The sequence below is a fragment of the Enterobacter sp. 2VL genome, assembly GCF_005503595.1.
GTDB classification, from domain to species: Bacteria; Pseudomonadota; Gammaproteobacteria; order Enterobacterales; family Enterobacteriaceae; genus Enterobacter; species Enterobacter cancerogenus.
In genome coordinates this window covers 1-23,158 of the sequence record NZ_SCNE01000009.1, presented here as the reverse complement: position 1 = coordinate 23,158, position 23,158 = coordinate 1, and the positions used below count along the sequence as shown (strand labels likewise).

Here is a 23,158-nt window from a genome sequence, read left to right as displayed (position 1 = left end):
AAGCGTTAACTAGCGGTGATACATTTCCGGTTCGAAGCTCATGCCGAAAACCGGGTCATCACAAGAATGACGTTCCAGCCAGCAGGCGTAACCCAGCTGGTGGGAGCCATCAAGCCGGGCCTGCGGCACCTGATCGGCAGCCAGCACCAGTTGCACATCCCAGGCATATTCAAAACCGATGAAACTGCGCACCAGTTCACGCAGCACCGACATATCGCTGCCCCACGGGCTGAACAGCATGTACTGGTCAAGGGTCAGCGGCCCCATGAGCAGCTTGAATTTATGTTGTCTGTCGAGCACGGTGTTGCCGAGGATCGCCCCGTCACCCAGCAGCCCGGCACAGTGGCTGTCGCCGAGCGCGGTTTGATCGTTGCGCTCCAGGTAAATCCATTGCAGCTCAAACTCTTCCATGCGCACCGGCACGCCAAAGTAGTAGTGCATCGCTCCCAGCAGGCCGTCCGGGTTACGGGCTTCACGAATGAGGTGGGCGGAAGAGGCCAGCCGGGTGTGGACAGGCAGCGGGTCGGGAGGAAGTTCCGCCGGGTCGAGGCCGATCAGGCTGCCGACGTAAAACGAAAAACGTTCGTCGTCCTGCCGGTCCAGCGAGGCGGTGTCCTGCGATAAATACCACGCGCGATAAAACAGGCTAAGCGCGCGGTGGTGAAAGATATCGACAAAATCAATCAGCGTGTGGTCGTGCTGCTCGTAGCGGGAGTAAGCCAGCTCGGAAAGGTGCAACGGCATCGCGCCCTGTGCGCCCCAGATCCCCAGGCCAAAAAGCTGCAGTTTGATTTTGTCATCCTGCTGGCTGATGGCGGCGATTTCACGCGGCGCAAAGGCCATGGTGGCCACTTGCCCCAGCCGAAAACGCTCCTGCGAGGGCAGCAGGGCTTTGCCGGGGGCCGGCAGCTCAGGCGTGCGGGCGGCAATCGCGCGCATCGTGCTGATAAAACCCGCTTCCCAGGGCTTGTCGTCATCAAACCAGGCGTCGACGGATTTCATAATGCGCCTCGTTTGCCGGGACGCGCCTTCCAGCGCGCGATCAAGCCGCGCTGCATAGAGTGCAGCTCGGTTTCGGTAAAGATATTGATCGCCGCGTGCCGCGCCAGGTAGTTTTCCATCACCAGGCCAAAGAGGTACGGGCTGATGCCGGAGAAACCCTCTTCATCGACGGTTAAACTGCAGCGTACGCCGCGCCCGTAAACCAGCAGCCCCTCTTCTGACAGGCGACGCACCACCGGCTCGGTTTTACACCCGACCAGGCTGTTAATCTGGGTCAGGGTTTCCGTATCGGCAGAGTTGGTAAACAGGCGCAGCATGTTACGCAGCGACTCGCCGCCCCGGGCGTGTTCCATCTCGGAGAGCGGCAGATAGTTAAAGCTAAGCTGGCGGATAAGCCGCCATGCCGCCTCGCCGACGGCGAATGGCGAACGCGGGGCGCTGGGCGAGCTGACGAAACGGGCGCCGTGAATCGGAACGGAGTCCGACATGGTTAGCTCAAGGTTGCCGGTACTGGTCAGCAAGCGGGGCAGATCGCGGTTAGTCACCATGGCATCAACCAGCAGATAGCGAATATGTTCGCTGTAGGGCGCTTCCTGTTGATCAACCAGGGAAATAAAAATCTCCGTGCCGCTGTAAGGCGTGCGGGTGTCATATTTGCGGTGGCTCGCCTCTTTCACCCTGACTTCCCGTCTGATTGAGAAATAACGGCCAAAATTACCGGTGTCGCTGTGTCGGGTCTGGTAGAGCGGATTAAAGGTGAGCTCCTCGCTGGTTTCCGCCTGCAAGCCAAAGACTTTATCGACGGAAAAGACTTCGTAGTCCATAGGACGACTGCGGTCCGGCACAATGTGGAAGTTATTCAGCGCACGGTTAACTTCAATACGGTCCACGCGTTTAGGAAAGAGGTTAATGACCGCGGTGCAGTGCAGTAAAAAGCGCGAAGCGTCCAGATGCGGCACCAGATCCTGCGGTAAGGTGTTTAGCAGAATAATGATTTCTACTTCGTTGGTATTATTCCCTTCCAGCGCAGCGGCCAGTTTGGCGATCGAGAAAAAATAGAATCGCTCGCGGCAGGCAATATATTCCTGGATCAGCGTGTGCCCGTGGAACATATTCCATTGTAAGGGCAACAGGCTCTGGTCTGGCGCCAGGCCTTCAAATTTTAACGCGTCGTTGACAATGACGTGATGCTGCGTTTTTTCACCGTCTCCGCTACGGACTACCACCGCCACATGTCTGCCGTGGAGCAATTCAAAGGTATGGGATACAACGCGTTCATCGCCCTGAATATAAATGGGTAACTCATCCAGTCCGTTCAAATCTGAAAAGACTAAATCACCCTGTAAACGCAGTTTAATGCGTAGTGCGCCTTTCAACTGCTGGTGGTTAAGACGATGGATATCCAGGTTAGGAATATCCGGCGGTACGGAGGTTAACCGCACTTCTGCAATATCCAGTGGCCACAGCGTGACGTCCTGGTTATTTCTGAACTCGCATCGGGTCATTTCACCAGGCAGTAACCGGCTGTAAAACGTGCTTTTTTTGGGGATGACGTAGCCGTGCGTTAAATCGCCTTCTTTTAGATTCGGCTGTAGCTGAACGACCCCCATCGACGGCGTCGGCGAATTGTAGTTTGGATAGATAATATCCAGTAATCGTTGGGTGAATTTAGGAAATTCTGCATCGAGTTTTACCTGCGTTCGGGCAGATAAAAAGCAGAATGCCTCAATCAGACGCTCCACGTAAGGATCGGCAGTTTCTATCCCCTGCATCCCCAGTCGTCCGGCGATTTTCGGGTGCCGCTCAGCAAATTCACGCGCCATTTCTCTGACAAACGTCAGTTCCTGGTTATAGTAATCTAGAAAGTTGTGTTCCACATTGCATCCCGTCAATTTCGCGACTTTCTTTTATATCGCCCGGATTCTAGAATTAAATGCGTACTTGATGATCACACTTTTTATCGTCTTCAGCGAAATTAGGAATCGCCTTTGAGCTATTTTCTTAAATCCCACTCGCTATTCTGATTAAGGGTTTTTCTTATTACCAACTGTGTTTAGTATTAATCCGAAGTAGCCAGTTGTTGCCTCTGTGAATACTCCAGTGCAGGCAGGCAAAAAACTGTTCCACTACAGGAGTAGTGGCCGAAAACGACGTCAAATTAAAATGGGATGAGTTTTGTTGTGGCGATTACGAGAAAAAACCTATTCGGAAAACTAAATGTAAGCCTGTTTAAAAGCGTGGAGAGTGCCACTACGCTGTGTAAATTACGCGGTAATCCTTACGTTGAATTGATCCACTGGTTAAATCAGATTTATCAGCAGCAGGATAGCGATATACGTCATATTGTACGGCATTTTGAACTTGATGCTGAAATGCTCGAACGTGATTTTGCTCAGGCATTAACGCGCCTGCCGGCGGGTGCCAGCTCAATTTCCGATTTTTCATATCATATTGAACTGGCCATCGAGCGGGCCTGGATATTTGCCAGCCTTGAGTGTCAAAACACCAGTATTCGTAGCGGCCATTTGCTGATGGCGCTGTTAACCACCATGGAACTACGCCGCGCGCTTTTCGGGATTTCATCCGTATTTGAAAAAATTCCGCTGGAGCAGTTGAGCAAAGATCTTGGCTACATTATTCGCGACTCTGCGGAAGAGAGCGAAGCGGGTGGGGCAATGGTTTCCGCCGAAGCAGGCGTACCGGGTGAAGCCAGCAACGCCATGGGCAGCACGCAGAGCGGCGGACTGGCGCAATATTCGACCGATCTGACCGCGCTGGCGCGTGAAGGCAAAATTGATCCGGTGCTGGGGCGGGATAAAGAGATCAACACCATGATCGATATTCTGCTGCGTCGTTGACAGAATAACCCGCTGCTCACCGGGGAAGCAGGGGTAGGGAAAACGGCCGTCGTGGAAGGACTGGCGCTGGCATTAGCCGCCGGAGAAGTCCCGCCCGCGCTGCAAAAGGTTCGCCTGCTGACGCTGGATGTGACCGCGCTTTCCGCCGGAGCCAGCATGAAGGGCGAATTTGAGGCGCGTTTAAAAGCGGTGCTGGAAGACGCCGCCAAGTCAGTCGATCCGGTGATTCTGTTCATTGATGAGGTGCATACGCTGGTCGGCGCGGGCGGCAATGCCGGCACCGGAGACGCCGCTAACCTGATGAAGCCGATGCTGGCCCGCGGGCAGTTGCGCACCATCGGCGCGACAACCTGGAGCGAGTTTAAGCGCCACATCGAAAAAGATCCGGCGCTGACGCGACGCTTCCAGGTGCTACAGGTAGACGAACCCTCTGAAGATCTGGCTATCGCCATGCTGCGCGGCCTGCTGCCGGTGCTGGAAAAACACCACGGCGTCTGGGTAATGGATGAGGCGATCCGCGCCGCCGTGCGTTTATCTCATCGTTATATTCCGGCCCGACAGTTGCCCGATAAAGCGATCAGCCTGCTGGATACGGCCTGCGCCAGGGTTGCCGTGGCGCAGCACGCGCCGCCAACCGAGCTACAGCTGTTGAAGTTCCGTCAGCAGTCGGCGAAGGCTGAACTGTCCATGCTCGAAAAAGCGATTGGCTTTGGCAAAGAGGACGATACACGTCTTCAGCCGATCCAGCGCACCATCGACGACCATGCTGAAGAAGCGACGGTGCTGGAACGGCGCTGGACGCAGGAGTGCGAACTGGTGGCGGCCATTATCGATACCCGTCAGCAACTGCTTGCCGCCACGGTGGAAGATCCGCAGATGCCGGAAGCGGAAAAAATCAGTTACCTGCAGTCTCGTTTGAATGAGCTGGAAGAGACGCTGAGCAAGATCCGCGGCGAAAAGGCGCTGGTGCAGACGGAAGTGAACGCCAGCATCGTGGCGGCGATCGTGGCGGACTGGACCGGCATCCCGGTAGGCCAGGTATTGAAAGACGATGTCAGCGCCGTCATGGAGCTGCCGCAGCGTCTGGCGGAAAAAGTCATTGGTCAGACGTATGCGTTAACCTGCCTGAGCCAGAGTATTCAGACCGCACGCGCCGGGCTTGCCGATCCGCAAAAACCTTTTGGTGTGTTCATGCTGGTTGGCCCTTCCGGGGTCGGGAAAACGGAAACCGCGCTGGCGATTGCCGACCAGCTGTATGGCGGCAAGCAGAATCTGATCACCATTAATATGAGTGAATATCAGGAAGCGCATACGGTTTCATCGCTGAAAGGATCGCCGCCGGGTTATGTGGGGTATGGCGAAGGTGGCGTATTAACCGAAGCGGTACGTCGTAAGCCTTATAGCGTTATTTTGCTGGATGAAGTGGAAAAAGCGCACTCCGATGTGCATGAGCTGTTTTTCCAGGTATTTGATAAAGGGTCGATGGAAGACGGTGAAGGGCGGCAGATTGATTTTCGCAATACCGTCATTTTGCTGACCAGCAACGCTGGCAGCGACATTATTAGCAGCGCCTGCGCTGACCCGCAAACCATGCCTGATGAAGAAGGTTTATTGAAATTACTGCAGCCCGCATTGCTGAAGGTCTTCCCGGCAGCGTTTTTAGGCCGCGTGACCGTTATACCTTATTTACCGCTGGCGACGGATTCACTCCAGCATATTGTCAGAATTCATTTGAACCGTATCGCTGAGCGAGCGAAAGCGCAGCATGACATGGCGCTTACCTTTAGCGACGAACTGGTTCAGTACGTTGTTGAACAGTGTCCGGTTGCGGAAACCGGTGCCAGGATGCTGATCCGCTTTATTGAGAAAAATATTTTACCAAAGATTGGCAGTGCACTTTTAAACCAGGTCGACAAATCGGCAAAAAATAAAACAATAGCCATGCAGTGTATTTTATCTGAAGAAAAGGAAATTGATGTTGTGATGCAAGTGGAGGAAAAGCTAAACATTTAATCTACAGGAAGTATGTAAAAACCCAAAAGCGATCTTTGGGTCGCGAAGTTTTAATTTGAATAACGCTAATATAGGGAATTTGTTATGTCTACTTTCAAAATGACATTATGCGCGCTGGCAATGGCGACAGTATCCACTTCTGCGCTGGCTGCCACGCAGGGTACCGTAACGTTTAACGGTGAACTTATTACCAGCACCTGCGAAATCGCCGCGGACTCTGTTGACCGTCAGGTACAACTGCCGACGGTAGCGATCCAGACCCTGGCCAAGTCAGGCGACACTGCTGGTTCTAAAGGCTTTGACCTGAATGTTGAAAATTGCCCTACCGGTATTACTCAGGTAGCCGCGCACTTTGAAGCGGTCGGCAGCTCTGGCGTTGACAGCGCAACCGGCAACCTGACCAACCAGTTCACGGCAGATGCAAACAACCCTGCGGCCGGGAACGTACAGGTACGTCTGTATAACTCCGACGAAAATCAGCTGAAACTGGGTGAAACCGGCGCGCCTGCTACCGTAACTAACGGTTCAGCAACCATGCGTTACTACGGTGGTTACTACGCAACGGGCGCGACCTCTGTCGGTAAGGTTTACGCGCAGGCGGCTTATACCATCGCGTATCCGTAAGTTTTTTCCGTCAGGATTAAATCCGGGGCGAGCAATCGCCCCTGTTACGCCATTTTATCAGATAGACCGTATTACCTGCGGGGCAGTACTATGAAATTTCAACGTGCAATATTATTAAATGCTTTTCTCTTTTTTTCTCTGGCAACCCAGGTTGCCGTTGCCGGGATGACCATATCCGGTACGCGGGTGATTTTTCCCGGTTCTGAAAAAGAGCAGACGGTAAGAACGAATAATAAAAATAATACACCGACACTGGTTCAGGTCTGGGTTGATGATGGCAATAAAAATACTGACATTAATAATATTAAGGTGCCATTTACCGCCACGCCGCCCGTTTATCGCGTAGAGCCAGGCAAAGGGCAGAGTGTACGTCTTATTTATAATGGTATGCCGTTACCGCAGGATCGGGAGTCGGTGTTCTGGTTTAATATGCTGGAAATTCCGCCGATGAATGAAAAGGCGAAAGACACCGATCGTCTGGAACTGGCATTCAGAACCCGTATTAAAATATTTTATCGCCCGACCGCGTTAAAAAGTAGCAGTGCCAATGAATTTGAAAAACTGCGTTGGGAAATCATCAGCCCGACCCGGGGTATTAAAGTGAGCAATCCAACGCCTTACTATTTTTCATTTGATTCGGCAATCGCCTATTCAGGGGACACCCAATATCCCCTGGCGACGGATATGATCCCGCCGTTTGGCAGTAAAGAATTTGTCCTGGCGAATAAAAATAAAGTGCCGGCAACGATCGGCAGCGTTGAAGCCCGCCTGATTAACGATTACGGCGGCGTTGTTAAATATCAGTTGGCTCATTCAACAGGTAACACCCTGTCAATAAAGAAACAATAAAACGCTGAGAGCCGCGTAGCGGGGGAGACAAGGACGTGAAGCCGAAAGAGATAAAAAAACATACACGCCGCGCAATCCGTGAGTCGAAAATCGCGGCGGCGATACGCCATATCCTTATTGCTTCTTTAGGAGCCAGCGTTTCCGTGTTGGCGCATGCCAGCACCGGGGATCTGGCAACCAGCGGTAAAAACGACGTGGTGAAGTTTAACAGCTCGTTTATTCACGGCCTTAGCGTTGATGTCTCTCGTTTTTACGAGGGTAACCCGGCGCCAGCGGGGGAGTATGCGGTACAGGTCGCGGTCAATGGTCAGAGCCGGGGGCAGCGTAAGGTGCTGTTTAAACCCGTTAAAGGCAATGTAAGCGCTCAGCCCTGCTTCACCTATGACGAACTGACCCATCTGGGCATTAAGGTGACGGCGAAACCAGAGGCCTCAGACAGCGAGCAATGCGCCATGGTGGATGAGTGGGTGGACGGCGCGCACGCGAATTATTTGTCCGGCGATTTCTACCTCGACCTGGTCGTTCCACAGGCTTACATGGTGCAGTTCCCGCGGGGTTATACCGATCCTGCCTCGTGGGATCCCGGCGTGCTGGCGGGGGTGCTGGACTATAACGCCAACGCCTATGCGCAGCAGAACGTCAATCAGTCCGGCGGGGAAAACGATCGATCCGCCAGCGGCAACCTGGGATTGATGATGGGGCTGAACGTCTATGACTGGCGATTTCGCAAGCGGCTGAACACCAACTGGAGCGATACGGGCTCAACGCATACTCACTCCATCATGACGTATCTGCAGCGCGACGTTCCGGTGCTCAGAAGTCAGCTGACGCTGGGCGATAGCGCGACCAGCGGCGATCTGTTCGACAGCATGACGGTGCGAGGGATCCAGCTTCAGTCTGACGACCGTATGCTGCCGGAAGGCTTACGTTATTACACCCCGATGGTACGCGGTATCGCGGAAACCAACGCCAAAGTACAGGTGACGCAGCGGGGCCAGACGCTATACGAGACAACCGTGCCCCCGGGTCCGTTTGAACTGAGCGACATTGGCGCAATGGGATATGGCGGTGACTTGCAGGTGACGGTGACGGAGGCAGATGGCCGTCAGCGGACGCAGGTGGTGCCCTTTTCCGCGCCGCCGATGTTGCTGCACGCTGGCGTTGACCGTTTTGGCGTGACGGTAGGTAAGTTGCAGGACGATGCGCTTGCCGAAGAACCCGGGGTTGCCCAGGGCTTTTACCAGTATGGTATTGGCAATATGTACACCCTGTACGGCGGCGGCCAACTGGCCGATCACTACGCCGCGGTAGGGCTGGGAAACGCGTTTAATACCCCTCTTGGGGGCATATCGCTGGATGCGACCCGCGCGCGCAGCGAACTTGGCGGCGGCAAGGTCTCCTCCGGCAACAGTTTTAATATTGGTTTTAGTAAGTTCCTGGATGCCACGTCAACAGACGTCACGCTGGCGGCTTACCGATACTCATCAACGGGGTTTTACAGCCTCCGCGATGCGGCGCTTGAGCGCTATGGCTCCAGAAGTAATGACTATCTGGTGGATTATCGCACCCGGCAGCGCTTTACCCTGAGTATCGGTCAGCCGTTATGGAACGGCAGCAGGATTAATTTTTCCGGTAATTTTTATAACTACTGGGACGATCGTCCGTCGACCAGCCAGTACATGGTCTCGTATAACAAATCCGAGCGTTATTTCTCGTGGTCGGTGTCGGCTTCCCGGTCGTATAACAGCGACGGACACAACGTGAATAACGTGATGCTGTCCGTCAGCGTGCCGCTGGGACGCAGCGTCACAGAAAAACCGCTGTTCAGCACGGTCTACTCTACCGCCATGCATGACAATAACGGTGGCAGCGGTTTCCAGATGAACGCCATCGGCAGTCAGGGCGTGCAAAACGACCTGAGCTACGGGGTGGGTACCTCGATGAATAAAGCCCGGGATACGTCCACGCAGGCGGCGTTCAATGGCAATGTGAATTACAACTCGCCGGTAGGGCAGTTGGGCGCGACCGCGTCGGTGGGGAATAAGACGCGTCAGCTCTCGCTGTCGGCAAACGGCAGCGTGGTGGCGCACAGCGGCGGCGTTACGCTGGGGCCGCGACTGGGCGATGCGCCGTTTGCGTTGATTGACGCGCCGGGGGCAGAAGGGGCAAGGATGCTGAACGGCTATGGTTCTCGCATCGACTCCCGCGGCTTTGCGATTGTGCCGTCGCTCACCCCCTATCGTGAAAACACCATTGCGGTGAATACCGTGGGTCTGCCTGATAACGTGGATGTGCTGGAAAGCGAAAGTACGGTGATTCCGCGAATGGGCGCTGCGGTGAAAGTGAATATTAAAACCCAGGTGGGGGCACCTGCGATATTAATTGTCCGGGATCGGAACGGACAGCCTTTACCTATCGGCGCGGATATTTTTGACCAGCTGGATAACAGTCTGGGCATTATTGGACAGGGCGGTATGGCGTTTATTCGCGGCTGGCAGGCCGAGAACAGCAATTTATATGTGAAAAACGCGTCTGGCGATCGCCTGTGTACGATTTATTCCAATAGCGATATCGCTAACAAAATAAATAAATCGGCCGGTTCGATTATCCAGGTGGAGGTGGTATGTCATTAATAAAAAACGCGCTCTTTCTGGCTCTGTTGGGCACTCCGGTTGCCTGCGTTTATGCAGTGAATTACTCAATGGATGTTTATTTTACGGGCACCTATACCGACGAAACCTGTGTCGTAGAGATTAATAATGGCAGCAATAATGAAGTCGTTACATTGCCTAAAATCTCGGTGATGTCGCTGCAGTCCAACGGCAGTGAAGCGGGCAGCGTACCGTTTAATATCACCTTAAAAGAGTGCCCGGCCAGCAGGACCGTAACGGTGTTTTTCAACAGCAGCGCCTCCGGCGCGGATACCGCGACGGGAAACCTGGTTAACGGTACCGGAACTGATATGAGCAAAAATGTTCAGATCAGATTACGTAAAGAAGACAGTTCACAGGTCATTATTGATGATGCGACATCCGGGCAGGATTACCTTATTTCTGCCACGGCGGACCCATTAAGTCATCGATTTTTAGCGAGCTATTATGCGAAGGGTGACTCAGCGGCTACTGCCGGCAAAGTGCAGACGGTAGCAGGAGTCGAGCTTGTTTATAAATAACAGGGAGTGGAATCAGCGAATTATCTGAACGTTAACTATCAGACCAGTCATGATTTATACATAAACGGTGATTAAAGAGTATATATCCATATGAGCAAGAGTAACTCACAAAAATTTATCGCACGTAACCGTGCGCCGCGCGTACAAATTGAGTACGACGTGGAAATCTATGGCAGCGAAAAGAAAATTGAACTGCCGTTCGTTATGGGCGTACTGGCGGATTTATCCGGTAAACCGCTGGAGCCGCTGCCGCCTGTGGCAGACCGTAAATTCCTGAGTATCGATATCGATAACTTTGACGAGCGTATGAAAGCCATGCGTCCGCGTGTGGCGTTCGCGGTGCCGAACACCCTGACGGGTGAAGGGCAGCTGATGGTCGATATGACCTTCGAAAGCATGGACGATTTTTCTCCGGATGCGATTGCCCGCAAAGTTGACTCGCTATCTCAGCTTCTTGAAGCCCGTACGCAGCTCGCCAATCTGCAGACCTATATGGACGGTAAAGCAGGCGCGGAAAGTCTGGTGATGAAGGTGCTGAATGACAAGTCGCTGTTGAACACCCTGGCATCGGCGCCAAAACCTAAACAGGCTGATGAAGCCGCGTCCTGAATGTGAATCAGAGAGATAAAAATGGCAACTCAAGCACAAAACCATAAGCAGGCCGCGCCGCAGGCCGCAACGCAAAATGATTTTACTGCGTTACTGACCCGTGAATTTAAGCCGAAGTCCGAGCAGGCGAAATCGGCGGTCGAAATGGCGGTGAAAACCCTGGCGGAACAGGCGCTCTCTACCTCGATCACCATGGCTGATGATGCGTACAAAAACATCGCGGCGATTATCGCGGAGATTGACCTTAAGCTTTCACAGCAGATTAACCTGATCCTTCATCATGAAGAGTTCCAGCGTCTTGAAAGCGCCTGGCGTGGCCTGCACTACCTGGTGAACAACACCGAAACCGATGAGAAGCTCAAGCTGCGCTTTATGGACATTTCCAAAGATGACCTGCGTCGCAACATGAAGCGCTACAAAGGGATCGCATGGGATCAAAGCCCGCTGTTTAAGCAGATCTACGAAGAAGAGTACGGTCAGCTTGGTGGCGAACCTTACGGCTGCCTGGTGGCGGATTACCATTTCGACCACAGCGCGCCGGATGTGGATCTGCTCTCCTCCATCGGCAAGGTGGCGGCGTCTGCTCACATGCCGTTTATTACCGGCGCGTCGCCATCGGTGATGCAGATGGACTCCTGGCAGGAACTGGCTAACCCGCGTGATCTGACGAAAATCTTTACCCAGAACCTGGAGTATGCCGCGTGGAACTCCCTGCGTCAGTCTGAGGATTCTCGTTATATCGGTCTGGCGATGCCGCGCTTCCTTGCTCGTCTGCCTTACGGTATCAACACCAACCCGGTGGATAACTTCAACTTTGAAGAAGATACCGACGGCGCGAATCACAGCAAATACGTCTGGTCTAACGCCGCGTATGCGATGGCGGTGAACATCAACCGTTCGTTCAAACACTACGGCTGGTGCACCATGATTCGCGGCGTAGAGAGCGGCGGCGTGGTGGAAGATCTGCCGTGCCATACCTTCCCGACTGACGATGGCGGCGTGGATATGAAATGCCCGACGGAAATTGCGATTTCCGACCGTCGCGAGGCGGAGCTGGCGAAGAATGGCTTTATTCCACTGGTACACCGTAAAAATACCGATTACGCGGCGTTTATTGGCGCGCAGTCATTGCAGAAACCGGCGGAATATTACGATCCAGATGCCACGGCCAACGCCAATCTTTCTGCGCGTCTGCCGTACCTGTTCGCCTGTTCACGTTTCGCACATTACCTGAAGTGCATCGTGCGCGACAAAATCGGTTCGTTCAAAGAGCGTGAAGATATGCAGCGCTGGCTGAACAACTGGGTCATGAACTATGTCGATGGTGACCCGGCGAACTCGTCGCAGGAAACCAAAGCGCGTCGTCCGCTGGCGGCAGCTGAAGTGGTGGTAGAAGATGTGGAAGGTAACCCGGGTTATTACCAGGCGAAATTCTTCCTGCGTCCTCATTTCCAACTGGAAGGTCTGACCGTTTCTTTACGTATGGTCGCTAAATTACCGTCACTGAAAGACGTGGCGTAATTCAGGCAATAAATTAATAAGAATAATCACTTTATTATTCTTAAAAGATGCGGTTGCGCAGGGATCCTTGCGCACTGTGAAAGACAAAAATATTTTGTCTTCATTTCGTTCGTTACTCATTAAGTAACGTTGTTAATAAGAGCTAATTAAGGAAATCATATGGCTCAGGATATGTTTATTAAAATTGATGGCATCGAAGGCGAATCTCTTGATGCTACCCATAAAAATGAAATCGAAGTGCTGTCCTGGCATTGGGCTAGCGCACAGAGTTCGAATATGCACAGCGGCTCCGGCGGCGGCGCAGGTAAAGCAACAGTTGAAGATTTTTGCTTTGAGCACTATGTCGATAAGGCCAGTACTAACCTGCTGAGCTACTGCCTGTCCGGTAAGCATATTAAAGACATTCAGTTTGTGGTTCGTAAAGCTGGCGGCGATCCGCTGGAATATCTGACCATCAAATTCTCTGATGTCATTATTACTCGCGTTGAAACGGCGGGTTCCCACGAAGACGAAACGCGTCCACGTGAACGCGTGACGTTCGCCTTCACCAAACTGACTCAGGACTACGTCATGCAGAACGCCGACGGCGCGAAGTCTGGCGTAATTTCTACCAGTTATGACGTAAAAGCTAACCTGCGCAGCTAATTAACGCCGGTTCGCTGACAGAGTTTTGCCGCTACGGCGGCAAAACTCTTCTCACAATGACGTCGTTCGGATGGATTGAGTGGAAACCTATGCTTAGCGGAAAAGAAATAAAACACATGCTTAAAGGAACGGCAGTTTTATTACTGTCACTCTTTTTAGTCGCCTGTAGTGGAAGCAGCAGTCCGGCGCCCGATGGTGATGAAATAAAAATAAATCTGCTGGCGGCAAGCGATATTAACCCCAATGAAATGGGCGATCCGGCGCCACTCAATATATTTATTTATAACGTCAAGGATCTGGATGTTTTAACCAATGCGGATTTCTATGAAATTGTTGAGGGGACCAGCAAGCCTGTACAGGCGGCTGCTTCAAAAGTCTATGAAGCGATTTTACAACCCGGAGAGTCGCGCACCATTCTGATTAAACCAGACGGTACTACACGCAGCCTTGCTTTCATTGGCGCCTATCGCAGCCTTAATGATTCTCTGTGGCTGGCGAGTTGGGATCTGCCAGAAAAGAAAAAGTCGTGGTGGCGGCCGAGTTTCTTTAGCGATGATTCGCGTGAGTTGAATGCGCATTTCCAGAAAACAGCAATAACAATTAAAGAAATGGATTAAACCGTGAGAACGAATAAAGTCGTCTGGAGTGAAGGGCTGTTTCTTCGTCCGCAGCTTTTTCAACAGCAAGAACGCTATTTTGAATACTACGCACATAAAAGAGCATCGACCCTGAGCCCCTTCTTTTGGGGATTCTCGCAGTATGAAATCGACCGCGAGGCGCTGTCGTATGGCAAGCTGGTGCTGCGTACCGCACGCGGCGTATTGCCGGACGGCACGCCGTTTGATGTGCCCGACCACGCCGATTTACCCGAGCCGCTAACGATTTTGCCAGAACATCTGGGCAAGACGATTTATCTGGCGGTACCGTTACGCCTTGATAATAGCGATGAGACAATCTTCAGCCAGCATGACGCCAGTTCGCTGGCGCGTTTTCGCGCGCAAGAGACGGAACTGTGCGACACCAATGCGATTCGCCAGGGGCCGAAGCCGGTTCAACTGGCCAAACTGCGTCTCAGGCTGATGTCGCAAACGGAGATGACCGAATCGTGGATTGGCCTGCCGCTGACCCGCGTGAAAGCCATTCAGCCTGATGGCAGCGTGCTGTTACATCTGGACGATTATATCCCGCCCGTCACCGGCTATGCGGCGAACCCGCTGCTGAGCGAATGGCTGACCCACCTTAATGGTCTGGTCAAAATGCGCGCCGGGATGCTGGCGCACCGCCTGTCGGCATCCGACGGCAAGGCCAGCGCCAGCTCCGAAGTGGTGGATTATCTGCTGCTGCAGATTTTCAATAAATACGAGCCGATTCTCGACCACCTGCGCCATATTCCGGAACTGCCGCCCATCGTGCTTTACGAAGAGCTGGCGAAGCTGGCGGGCGAGCTTTCAACCTTTGTGCGCACCAAAACGCGTCGTCCCAAGAGCGCGCCGGGCTATGACCACGCCAGCCTTTATCCTTCCATTCGTCCTCTGGTCGACGATGTGCATGACCTGCTGAACCAGATCCTGGTGCGCGCCGGGCAGCTTATTGATCTGCAGGCCAAAGGCAACGGCGTCTGGGCTGCTTCGATGCTGCCAAACGAGCTGCGTTCGTTCTCAAACCTGGTGCTGGCCGTTCATGCGCAGCTGCCGATGGACGTATTGCAGCAGCAGTTCCAGGCGCAGGCCAAAATCAGCGCGCCGCAACAGCTCCATGAACTGGTTCGCTCGCACCTGCCGGGCCTGGTGTTGCAGGGGCTGCCGGTACCGCCGCGTCAGATCCCCTACAGCACGGGCTACGTCTATTTTGAACTGCTCAAAAATGGGCCTTTCTGGGACAAGATTTCAACCACCGGCGCGCTGGCACTGCACATTGCGGGTGAGTTCCCTGGCCTGAAGATGGAACTTTGGGGAATCAGGAACTGATGAAAGACGATATCAACCCGCAAGTCTCCGCGGAACCGACGGAGTTCGAAGACAGCTCGCCGCAGGCGTTGGGTAAGTTCCTTCTGGATGAGCAGGGCGACTGGATACAGGAGCCGGAAGCAACGTCGAAAGGGGAAACAGGATCGGTTGGCGACCCTACGCCACGTGGCGAACACGCGTTGAAAAGCGAAAGCGTGCAGCAGCGGATTTTACGCGTGAAGGCGGCGGAGAATCCGCTGCTGGAAGCCGCGCAGCCGCTGCTGCGCGCGCTTGGCGATATGCCGGAGCAGATTAACGATATTACCCATGTCGAGATCCTTAAAAATACCCTTAAAAGCCAGATCACGCTGTTCGGCGTTGTCTGCGACGAGGTGAACATCCCGTGGAAAAAGATGGCGATCGTACGGTATTGCCTGTGCACCGCGCTTGATGAGGCGGCGCATACCACGGCATGGGGACTTGAGGCGGGCTGGTCGCAGAGCAACCTGCTGAACCACTTCGAAGGGGACAACGACGGCGGGAATAAATTCTTCCTGCTGGTTGGCCGCCTCTCCATGAATCCCACTGAATTCGCGGATGTGCTGGAGGTTTTACTGCGCATCCTGGGGCTGGGGTTCGAAGGACGCTACAGCATTATTGAAGAGGGTGACCGCCAGCTCAGCAAGATCCGCCAGCGCCTGTTGACCCTGATCCAAAGCACGCGCAACACCACTCCGCCCGCACTGTCGCCGCATGGGCTGCAGCCGCACGGCCCTGCGGTGCGCGAGAAGATTGTCATTCCCGTGCGGCTAAGCGCGCTGTGCGCTGGCGTACTGGTGGCGTCGTCGTTTCTCTGGTGCAAATTCTGGTTACTGTCGCGCACCGACGGCATCACCAATGGCATCTATGCCATGCAAAACCTCAGCGTGCCCGTGGCGCAACCTGCCATGCGTCTGAAGCTGGCGGTGCTGCTGCGTAACGAAATCAGGCAGCAGCTTCTGAGCGTGGATGAGAGCCAGAAGCAGAGCAAAGTGGTGCTGAAAGGGGATGCGCTGTTCCTGTCCGGATCTGTCCGTGTTCAGCCTGAGATGGTGAAAGTCATAGAACGTATCGCCAGCGAAGTTCGACGCGTGAACGGCGACGTGGTGATTGTCGGTCATACGGATGCCACGCCAATCAGTCGGCCAGGCTTGCCTAATAACGTTGTGCTCTCGGAAAAACGCGCGGCGGAAGTGGCGCAATATTTTATTTCGGCTGGGCTGCCTGAGAGCAAAGTGAAAGTCCGCGGCGTGGGGAGTAGTCAACCCGTGGCGTCCGATGCGACGGCTCAGGGAAGGGCGAAGAATCGCCGTGTCGAGTTTTTTGTCACGTATTAACGAGGACGACAATGTCTTATTTAAATAGAGTCTTCACCACGCGGTTTATGAAGACGCTGCTGATTGTGTGCTGTGCTGCCTTACTGATCGCCGCCATCTGGTTCCTGGGACCCTTCTTTGGATTTGGTGAATCTCGTCCTCTGCAGAGCATTGAATCGCGCATTATTTTTATTCTGCTGGCGGCATTTTGCCTGGTCTGCCTCTGGCTGGGCTGGCCCGCGTTTATTGCGCTGACCGCGACGCTGTGCGTGGTTGTCTGGGTCTTTGGCCCCTTCCTGTTGGTGGGTGAAAGCTGGCCTGTTGCGCCGGTGAGCGTCAGGCTGGCGATCATTGCCGTTATTTTGCTGGTCGCATTGTTATACGGCTTGTGGTTATTACTGCTGGCGCTGAAAGACAACCCGACGTTGCTGAATAAGTTTGCCCGCAATAAGGGGCCGGTCGCGGATGATAACAGCGCGGAAGTGATGGCGGTCATCAGTAATGCGGTTAATTACGTCAATAAAAGCCACGGCACGCTGTCGTTTTTCCAGCGCGTGATCCTGGCGCGTAAGCCGCTGGATGTGCTGCCCTGGTATATGATGATCGGCACCGCCGGTGCCGGTAAAACGTCAGCTATCCTCGCGTCCGGCCAGAATTTCCCGCTGCCTGAGCAGCTGAATCAGGTCGGGAAACCGGCTTCGCCTACCCGCAACTGCGAGTGCTGGTTCGCTAATGACGCGATCTGGCTTGATACCTCCGGGAAATACATCAGTGAGCCGGAAACCTACCTCAGCGAGTGGCGCGCGATCCTGAAAGCGCTGAAAAAACACCGTCCGGTCAAGGCGATTAACGGTGTGGTGCTGACCTTTTCCGCCGCCGACGTGATGTGCCGCAATAAAGCCGAATTGTTTGAGCTGGCGGCCAGCCTGCGGGCAAAAATTGAGGATGCGCGTCAGACGCTGGGCGTGCGTTTTCCGGTATACGTGCTGGTAACGAAACTCGATCAGTTACCAGGCTTTACCGAATATTTCAGGATCCTGACCGATCAGGAGCGCGAGCAGGTCTGGGGCGTGACGTTCCCTTATGGCGATGCCAAAAGCGCTTACGTTTCGGGGCTGCGTAGCCAGATCGCCGAGGAGTTCTCCCTGCTTGAAGAGCGTCTGGAGCGCGAAATGATCGTGCGTCAGCAGGAAGAGTATGACCACCGGGATCGCAAAAAGATGTACGCGTTACCGCAAGATTTCCATCTGCTTTCCGGGATGGTGGCGGAAGTGGTGCATAACATCTTTTTTGCCTCCCGCTACGATGAAACGCAAAGCTATACCCAGCTGCGCGGCATCTATTTTAGCAGCAGCCATCAGCCGATCGATTTTAACCTGCTGAATAACCAGAGCGTGATTCGCCACTGGTCAAACTACGTCGAGCATAAGTCGCCGGAGGTGATGGCATCGCTGAGCGCGAAGTCAGATGACCAGGACTTCCTGATAAACGATGTCTCCTATGGGCGGCAATACTTTCTTAAACAGCCCTTTAGCGAGGTGATCGTTAAAGACCTGCATCTGGCGCGCTATAACCTGGCTAACCAGTCAAAGTATCGCCTGCAACGCTTCCTGGGACATACGCTGTGCATTGTGATCGCCTTTATTTTGCTGAACGGCTTCTATAACAGCTATCACAACAACAGCGGTTATCTGGATGCCATCGAGACAAAAGTGGCTGCGCTGCGCGGCGAAGTTAACCGCTTTAACCAGGCGGCGAACGACACCATGCTGCCGCGTCTGCTGGCGATGTCACGCTCGCTGCCAGATTACGGCACGCTGGATGTGTTCAACCCGTTACTGTCATGGCGTTATGGGCTGTATACCGGCACGGACGTGGCGACGGCGTCGGATTCGCTCTATCAGTATTTCCTGCAACGACTGCTGCTGCCGCAAATCCAGCAGCAGGTGGTAGTGGCGTTACAGGACGCGATTGATAGCAGTGACGCTACGCGCATCTACAGCCTGTTAAAGCTCTATCTGCAGGTCTCCGGCCAGGGCAAGTTCGACAAGCAGGAGATGATCGCCAGCATTACCCAACTGTGGGAGCAAAATGGCAAGCTCCAGCCCTATGAAGAGCGTCAGGTGTTTGTCTCGCATCTGACCCAGCTTTTTGCCGTGCCTGAGTGGAGGCGTTTTGGTCAGGATGCGGATGAAGGGCTGCTGAAATACGCGCGGGCGGTGCTGGAACGCGAAGACTTAGCCAGCCGCCTTTACGGGCGTATCAAAGCCTCGCTTGCGCAGGATGCGCCAGCGGATTTAACCCTCGGTGAAATGGCTAAATCCCAGGGCGGCGACCTGTTTACCCTGAGCGATGACTATAGCGAGAGCGCCATTCCCCGCCTTTTTACCCGAGCCGGTTATTACGAGGCGTTTAAAAAAAAAATGGGTCCGGGGCTGATGCTGTTAGCGCATGAGGATGCCTGGGTCCTGGGAAAAGCGAAGCCGGACGCTGCGCCTCCCAAAATAGCCATCGGCAACGACGGCACGCTGGTTAACCCGGTGCAGCAGCAAATCCTTGCCCTCTATCTGGATGAATATACCCAGCGCTGGCAGGATTTTCTGAGCCATATTCGCATTAAAGAGAATGTGCTCACGCAGGATTACGGTATGGCAGGCGTGACGGCAAATATCTATATGCTGCGTACGCTCAGCGCCTCCAACTCGCCGCTGGTGAATCTCATTCAGCGTATTGTGAAGGAGACGACGCTGGTGAAAAGCGATGAAAAATCGCTGCTGGATAACGTCAGCACCAAAGGGCGAATTCTGAATGCGGCGGAGAAGGTGAGCCTCGCTTACGCCAGCATGGAAAAGAAGTTGCTCAGGGAGCGGGTGGATAACCCGTTCGCTGCGCTGCGTGAATTTGCCACCGGCAGCCGCGAACTGGCGCAGGATGGAAGCCCGGCGATGACCGGCGCGGAGCTGGGCAAGCTGATGGGGGCGTTAAGCGAGCAGTACACGCTGTTTGTGATTTACGACGATGCGCTGAAAAACGGGAACTCACCGTCGCTGCCGAACACGGCCCTGAAAATCAGTGCCGAATCGCAAACCTGGCCCGATCCGCTGAGCCACCTGGTGGGGCCGCTGCTGGACAGCGTTTACCATCACGCCAGCCAGGAGGCTATTGCCAGAAGCAATGAAGGCATTGAGGAGAGTATCGGACAGGTTTGCCGCACCACGCTTAAGGGACGTTATCCTTTCGCCGATACCACGCGTGAAGTTAAACGCGCAGACTTTGAACGCTTTTTTGGCGTGGGCGGCCTTGTTGATGAATATTACAAAAAACACCTCGCGGATAAAGTCGATACCTCTTCGCAGCCGTGGCGTTATAAAGGCGATGTCGAGACGGATGATGCGAATATGCTGGCGTTTTTCGAGCAGGCGGCAGAAATACGCGAAGCCTTTTTCCAGGGCGAGAATGGCCGGAAGCTAGCGCTGGCGTTTGATATTTCGGTTCTGCATCTGGACCCGGCGGTCACGCAGCTCAATATGAATTTTGACGGTCAGCAGGTGAATTATGCGCACGGGCCGGTTTCATCAACGTCGGTCGTCTGGCCAACGTCACGCGCCGTATCAAAAACGACAATGAATGTGACCCCCAGGGCCGCGACGGGGAACTCGGCGCTGACGTTTAGCGGTCCATGGTCGCTTTTACGCTGGCTGGATAGCGCCCGCGATATTTCCTCAACCGACAATGATGAACTGATTTTACGTTATTCGCTGGACGCCAGACGTGCCGACCTCGAGGTCCAGGGGTTAACCTTCAAAGATCAGCTGGTTGTGGATATGTTGAAAGATTTTCGTTGTCCTGGCGAATATTAAATCCGAGGGGAAGATGTCTCTACGACTGTATTTACTTGGTGGTGAGTCGCGTGCCAGTCCGTTTGTCAGAATGAGAAAAAAACAGCGCCAGACGGAGGCTTTTATTTCTCAAAAAATTCTGACAAACATGGCAGCAGCAATGACAGACGAATATTTGTCTACGGCATATCCGTGGTGTTTTGTCATATCGTCCAGCACTGCACAGGATAAATATCATTATGTCGGGGCGTATAAAGTTCTTTGTAATGAACACGGTGAAAAAAGGCTTATTGGGATGTACAGCGCGGTCTCACACCAGTGGCTGAATAAGAACATGCAGGCTGAATTTCCGCTGACCTTCTGGATGAGTAGAATTTTAAATATGGTACAGGAAAAGGATTTTTCTGCCCGCAACACACCCTTGCTGCGGCAATGGCGCACGGCATTGCAGCGTGCCTATTCGCCATTTTGGGAGTCTTTTGCGCTGACGCCAGCCTGGCGTTTTAAAACGCGTTCGCAGGCCTTACTCAGGGAGGGATCACAGGAAGACTATTGCATCCGGAAAAGCGATGGAGTTGACGTTATGCCATGGAAAAACTGGCCTGACTGCCTGTTAAACGAGTCAGGAATATGGTTATGGCGGGAAAGTCGACACAGAAAAATATTGGATTCACAACGTATCAGGTGAATATATGTCACGTACTATAACATTAAGCAGTCCGGCGATGCCGTCGTTGCTGGGCGATACCGCTCTGGTCATCTCTAAGCTGGATGGCGAAGAAGCGCTGTCGTCCCTGTACTCCTATGTGATTACGGCTAAAACCCCGGCTAACCCGTTAATTCCCTGGCAGGCCGCGTCGAATGTCGATTTAAAAGCGTTAATCGGCAAAGAAATGACCGTCACCATTGAACTGGATGGCAACGGTCTGGGGGATATTTTTGCTATTGGTAAAGATACCCGGGAAATTTCAGGAATGGTGCAACGCGCCCGTTATGTCGGACGCGATGGTAATCAGGCACTTTATGAGATTGTGATTCGCCCATGGCTACATCTGGCAGAACTGACCTCTGATTTCAAAATATTCCAGCAAAAAAGCGTGGTGGATATTATTGATGAGGTATTAGGTGAATATAACTTCCCGTTAGAAAAAAGATTGTCGGGAAGTTATCCGCTGCTGGATTTCCAGGTTCAGTATGGTGAGACCGACTTCAATTTTATTGAACGGTTAATGGAAGAGTGGGGTATTTACTGGTTCTTTGAACATGCTGAGCAGCACCACAAACTGATTTTGGTGGATAACGTCGGGGCGCATAAACGTTTCCCGAGTGAAGCCTATCACGTGATTCAGTATGCTGCCGATCGTCCAAAGATGGACCAGGAATATATCAGTCAGTTCCATTTCCAGGAGACGATTACCTCCGGGAAATGGGTCACCAATGATTATGATTTTACGAAATCACGCGCCGATATCATGGCGCTGGACAGCAAGCCGCGTAAAACCAGTTTCAACGATATGGAGATCTTCCACTGGCCTGGCGATTACGAGCAGCCCACTATCGGTGAGCAGCTGGCGCGGGTGCGCATGGAAGAGCGCGGGGCGCTCGGCTCACGCTGCGAAGGATCCGGCGAACTGCGCGGTATTGCCTGCGGGTGTGACTTTGAACTGGTGAATTATCCCGTCGAAAAAGCGAACCGCGAATACATGATTTTGCGAAGCCATCTGCTGGTGGAAGAGATTAATCAGGTGACCGGCGTGGATGAGTTCCGCTATCACTGCGATTTTACCGTTCAGCCAACCACCAAAATTTATCGCCACCCGATGACGGTGCCCAAGCCGAAAACCAGCGGACCGCAAACGGCTATCGTTGTGGGGCCTGATGGCGAAGAGATCTGGACCGACGAATACGGCCGCGTAAAAGTGCGTTTTTTGTGGGATCGCTACGGTAAAAACAGAGAGTCCGACTCCTGCTGGTTACGCGTGAGCCAGGCCTGGGCCGGCAATAACTTTGGCGGGATCTATATTCCCCGTATCGGTCATGAAGTGATTGTCGACTTCATTAACGGCGATCCAGACAGACCGCTGATTATTGGCAGCCTGTACAACAACGTCACGATGCCGCCGTGGGATTTGCCGGTAAACGCCACGCAGAGCGGGCTGGTCAGCCGCACCGTGGGCGGAGGGCGCAGCAACTTTAACGGCATTCGCTTTGAAGATAAGCCCGGGCTTGAACAGTACTGGGAACAGGCCGAGCGCAATATGTCGCGTCTAACCAAGCAAAACGAGGATCAGACGATTGGCATGAACTCCAACGTGAATGTCGGCCTGTCGCGAAACTTGTTTGTTGGCGCGAACTATATGTCGGACGTGATCGGCAACAGTAGCGCCATGATCGGCGGCGCGCTGGCCATTCAGGTGGGAGGAGGCCAGACCGATAACGTGGCGCTGGCGAAGGGAATTAACGTCGGCGGTGCGTTTATGACGACCGTAGGCGGCTACCACTCTTTGTCCGTTGGCGGTGCTCATCAGGTAAACGTGGGGGGGTATCACTCTCTGGCGGTCGGCGGCGCAAGCACCACCGTTGCGGGAGGGGCGATGACGCTCTCTGCGGGCGGCGAGCTGGTGATCTCGGCGAAGAAGATCAAAATCGTTGGTTCCGATCAGGTCATTATTCAGGGTGGCACGGTCGAGCTTAACCCGGGCGACTGCTGCGATAACTGCGGCGG

The 23,158-nt window shown here is 53.7% G+C and carries 15 protein-coding genes and 1 pseudogene; 14 read left to right on the top strand and 2 right to left on the bottom strand.

All coding sequences use genetic code 11. The annotated features are described in order from the left end of the window. Positions 1 to 9: 9 nt before the first annotated feature. On the bottom strand, positions 10 to 1,002 hold the full coding sequence (tssG, locus tag FFS28_RS18015) for a type VI secretion system baseplate subunit TssG (RefSeq protein WP_137903622.1): 993 nt from the start codon (positions 1,000 to 1,002) through the stop codon (positions 10 to 12). Continuing rightward, on the bottom strand, positions 999 to 2,879 hold the full coding sequence (tssF, locus tag FFS28_RS18010; protein WP_137903621.1) for a type VI secretion system baseplate subunit TssF: 1,881 nt from the start codon (positions 2,877 to 2,879) through the stop codon (positions 999 to 1,001). The genes tssG and tssF overlap by 4 nt, the downstream gene beginning before the upstream one ends. Before the next feature lie 303 nt (positions 2,880 to 3,182). Here tssF and tssH point away from each other — a divergent pair. From tssH to FFS28_RS17940, 14 genes and pseudogenes are all read left to right on the top strand, one after another. Continuing rightward, a pseudogene (tssH, locus tag FFS28_RS18005) lies at positions 3,183 to 5,873 on the top strand (type VI secretion system ATPase TssH). 84 nt (positions 5,874 to 5,957) lie between these two features. Next, the gene (locus FFS28_RS18000) at positions 5,958 to 6,497 is read left to right on the top strand and encodes a fimbrial protein (RefSeq protein WP_006178504.1); all 540 of its coding nucleotides are present in this window, start codon (positions 5,958 to 5,960) and stop codon (positions 6,495 to 6,497) included. Positions 6,498 to 6,587: 90 nt separating this feature from the next. Then, the gene (locus FFS28_RS17995) at positions 6,588 to 7,346 is read left to right on the top strand and encodes a fimbrial biogenesis chaperone (RefSeq protein WP_137903620.1); all 759 of its coding nucleotides are present in this window, start codon (positions 6,588 to 6,590) and stop codon (positions 7,344 to 7,346) included. Between the two features lie 143 nt (positions 7,347 to 7,489). Continuing rightward, positions 7,490 to 9,979, top strand: coding sequence for a fimbria/pilus outer membrane usher protein (locus FFS28_RS17990; protein ID WP_249357447.1), 2,490 nt, complete (start codon positions 7,490 to 7,492; stop codon positions 9,977 to 9,979). Further along, entirely contained in the window at positions 9,970 to 10,518 is a 549-nt protein-coding gene (locus tag FFS28_RS17985; RefSeq protein ID WP_137903618.1) for a fimbrial protein, read from the top strand. The genes FFS28_RS17990 and FFS28_RS17985 overlap by 10 nt, the downstream gene beginning before the upstream one ends. A 90-nt stretch (positions 10,519 to 10,608) precedes the next feature. Next, on the top strand, positions 10,609 to 11,127 hold the full coding sequence (tssB, locus tag FFS28_RS17980) for a type VI secretion system contractile sheath small subunit (RefSeq protein ID WP_006178500.1): 519 nt from the start codon (positions 10,609 to 10,611) through the stop codon (positions 11,125 to 11,127). Between the two features lie 21 nt (positions 11,128 to 11,148). Continuing rightward, positions 11,149 to 12,648: a type VI secretion system contractile sheath large subunit gene (gene tssC / locus FFS28_RS17975; RefSeq protein ID WP_137903617.1), complete on the top strand. Its 1,500-nt coding sequence runs from the start codon at positions 11,149 to 11,151 to the stop codon at positions 12,646 to 12,648. 159 nt (positions 12,649 to 12,807) lie between these two features. After that, positions 12,808 to 13,293: an Hcp family type VI secretion system effector gene (locus FFS28_RS17970; protein ID WP_137903616.1), complete on the top strand. Its 486-nt coding sequence runs from the start codon at positions 12,808 to 12,810 to the stop codon at positions 13,291 to 13,293. A gap of 116 nt (positions 13,294 to 13,409) precedes the next feature. Continuing rightward, on the top strand, positions 13,410 to 13,910 hold the full coding sequence (gene tssJ / locus FFS28_RS17965) for a type VI secretion system lipoprotein TssJ (protein ID WP_233500309.1): 501 nt from the start codon (positions 13,410 to 13,412) through the stop codon (positions 13,908 to 13,910). Between the two features lie 3 nt (positions 13,911 to 13,913). Further along, positions 13,914 to 15,260: a type VI secretion system baseplate subunit TssK gene (gene tssK, locus FFS28_RS17960; protein WP_006178493.1), complete on the top strand. Its 1,347-nt coding sequence runs from the start codon at positions 13,914 to 13,916 to the stop codon at positions 15,258 to 15,260. Then, entirely contained in the window at positions 15,260 to 16,615 is a 1,356-nt protein-coding gene (gene tssL, locus FFS28_RS17955; RefSeq protein WP_137903615.1) for a type VI secretion system protein TssL, long form, read from the top strand. The genes tssK and tssL overlap by 1 nt, the downstream gene beginning before the upstream one ends. Positions 16,616 to 16,626: 11 nt before the next feature. Next, positions 16,627 to 20,454 (top strand): type VI secretion system membrane subunit TssM, encoded by a 3,828-nt coding sequence (gene tssM / locus FFS28_RS17950; protein ID WP_249357446.1) that lies wholly within the window; start codon positions 16,627 to 16,629, stop codon positions 20,452 to 20,454. 13 nt (positions 20,455 to 20,467) lie between these two features. Further along, entirely contained in the window at positions 20,468 to 21,121 is a 654-nt protein-coding gene (locus FFS28_RS17945) for a T6SS protein Cts1T (protein WP_167519828.1), read from the top strand. 4 nt (positions 21,122 to 21,125) lie between these two features. Then, positions 21,126 to 23,158, top strand: a 2,033-nt coding sequence (locus tag FFS28_RS17940) for a type VI secretion system Vgr family protein (protein WP_137903614.1), incomplete at its 3' end; no start/stop codon positions are given.

What these genes read in the sequence shown, in the direction of transcription:
- tssG (WP_137903622.1), bottom strand. Translation starts at nt 1,002, where the DNA reads ATGAAATCCGTCGACGCCTGGTTTGATGACGACAAGCCCTGGGAAGCG.
- FFS28_RS18000 (WP_006178504.1), top strand. Translation starts at nt 5,958, where the DNA reads ATGTCTACTTTCAAAATGACATTATGCGCGCTGGCAATGGCGACAGTA.
- FFS28_RS17995 (WP_137903620.1), top strand. Translation starts at nt 6,588, where the DNA reads ATGAAATTTCAACGTGCAATATTATTAAATGCTTTTCTCTTTTTTTCT.
- FFS28_RS17985 (WP_137903618.1), top strand. Translation starts at nt 9,970, where the DNA reads ATGTCATTAATAAAAAACGCGCTCTTTCTGGCTCTGTTGGGCACTCCG.
- tssB (WP_006178500.1), top strand. Translation starts at nt 10,609, where the DNA reads ATGAGCAAGAGTAACTCACAAAAATTTATCGCACGTAACCGTGCGCCG.
- tssC (WP_137903617.1), top strand. Translation starts at nt 11,149, where the DNA reads ATGGCAACTCAAGCACAAAACCATAAGCAGGCCGCGCCGCAGGCCGCA.
- FFS28_RS17970 (WP_137903616.1), top strand. Translation starts at nt 12,808, where the DNA reads ATGGCTCAGGATATGTTTATTAAAATTGATGGCATCGAAGGCGAATCT.
- tssJ (WP_233500309.1), top strand. Translation starts at nt 13,410, where the DNA reads ATGCTTAAAGGAACGGCAGTTTTATTACTGTCACTCTTTTTAGTCGCC.
- tssL (WP_137903615.1), top strand. Translation starts at nt 15,260, where the DNA reads ATGAAAGACGATATCAACCCGCAAGTCTCCGCGGAACCGACGGAGTTC.
- tssM (WP_249357446.1), top strand. Translation starts at nt 16,627, where the DNA reads ATGTCTTATTTAAATAGAGTCTTCACCACGCGGTTTATGAAGACGCTG.
- FFS28_RS17945 (WP_167519828.1), top strand. Translation starts at nt 20,468, where the DNA reads ATGTCTCTACGACTGTATTTACTTGGTGGTGAGTCGCGTGCCAGTCCG.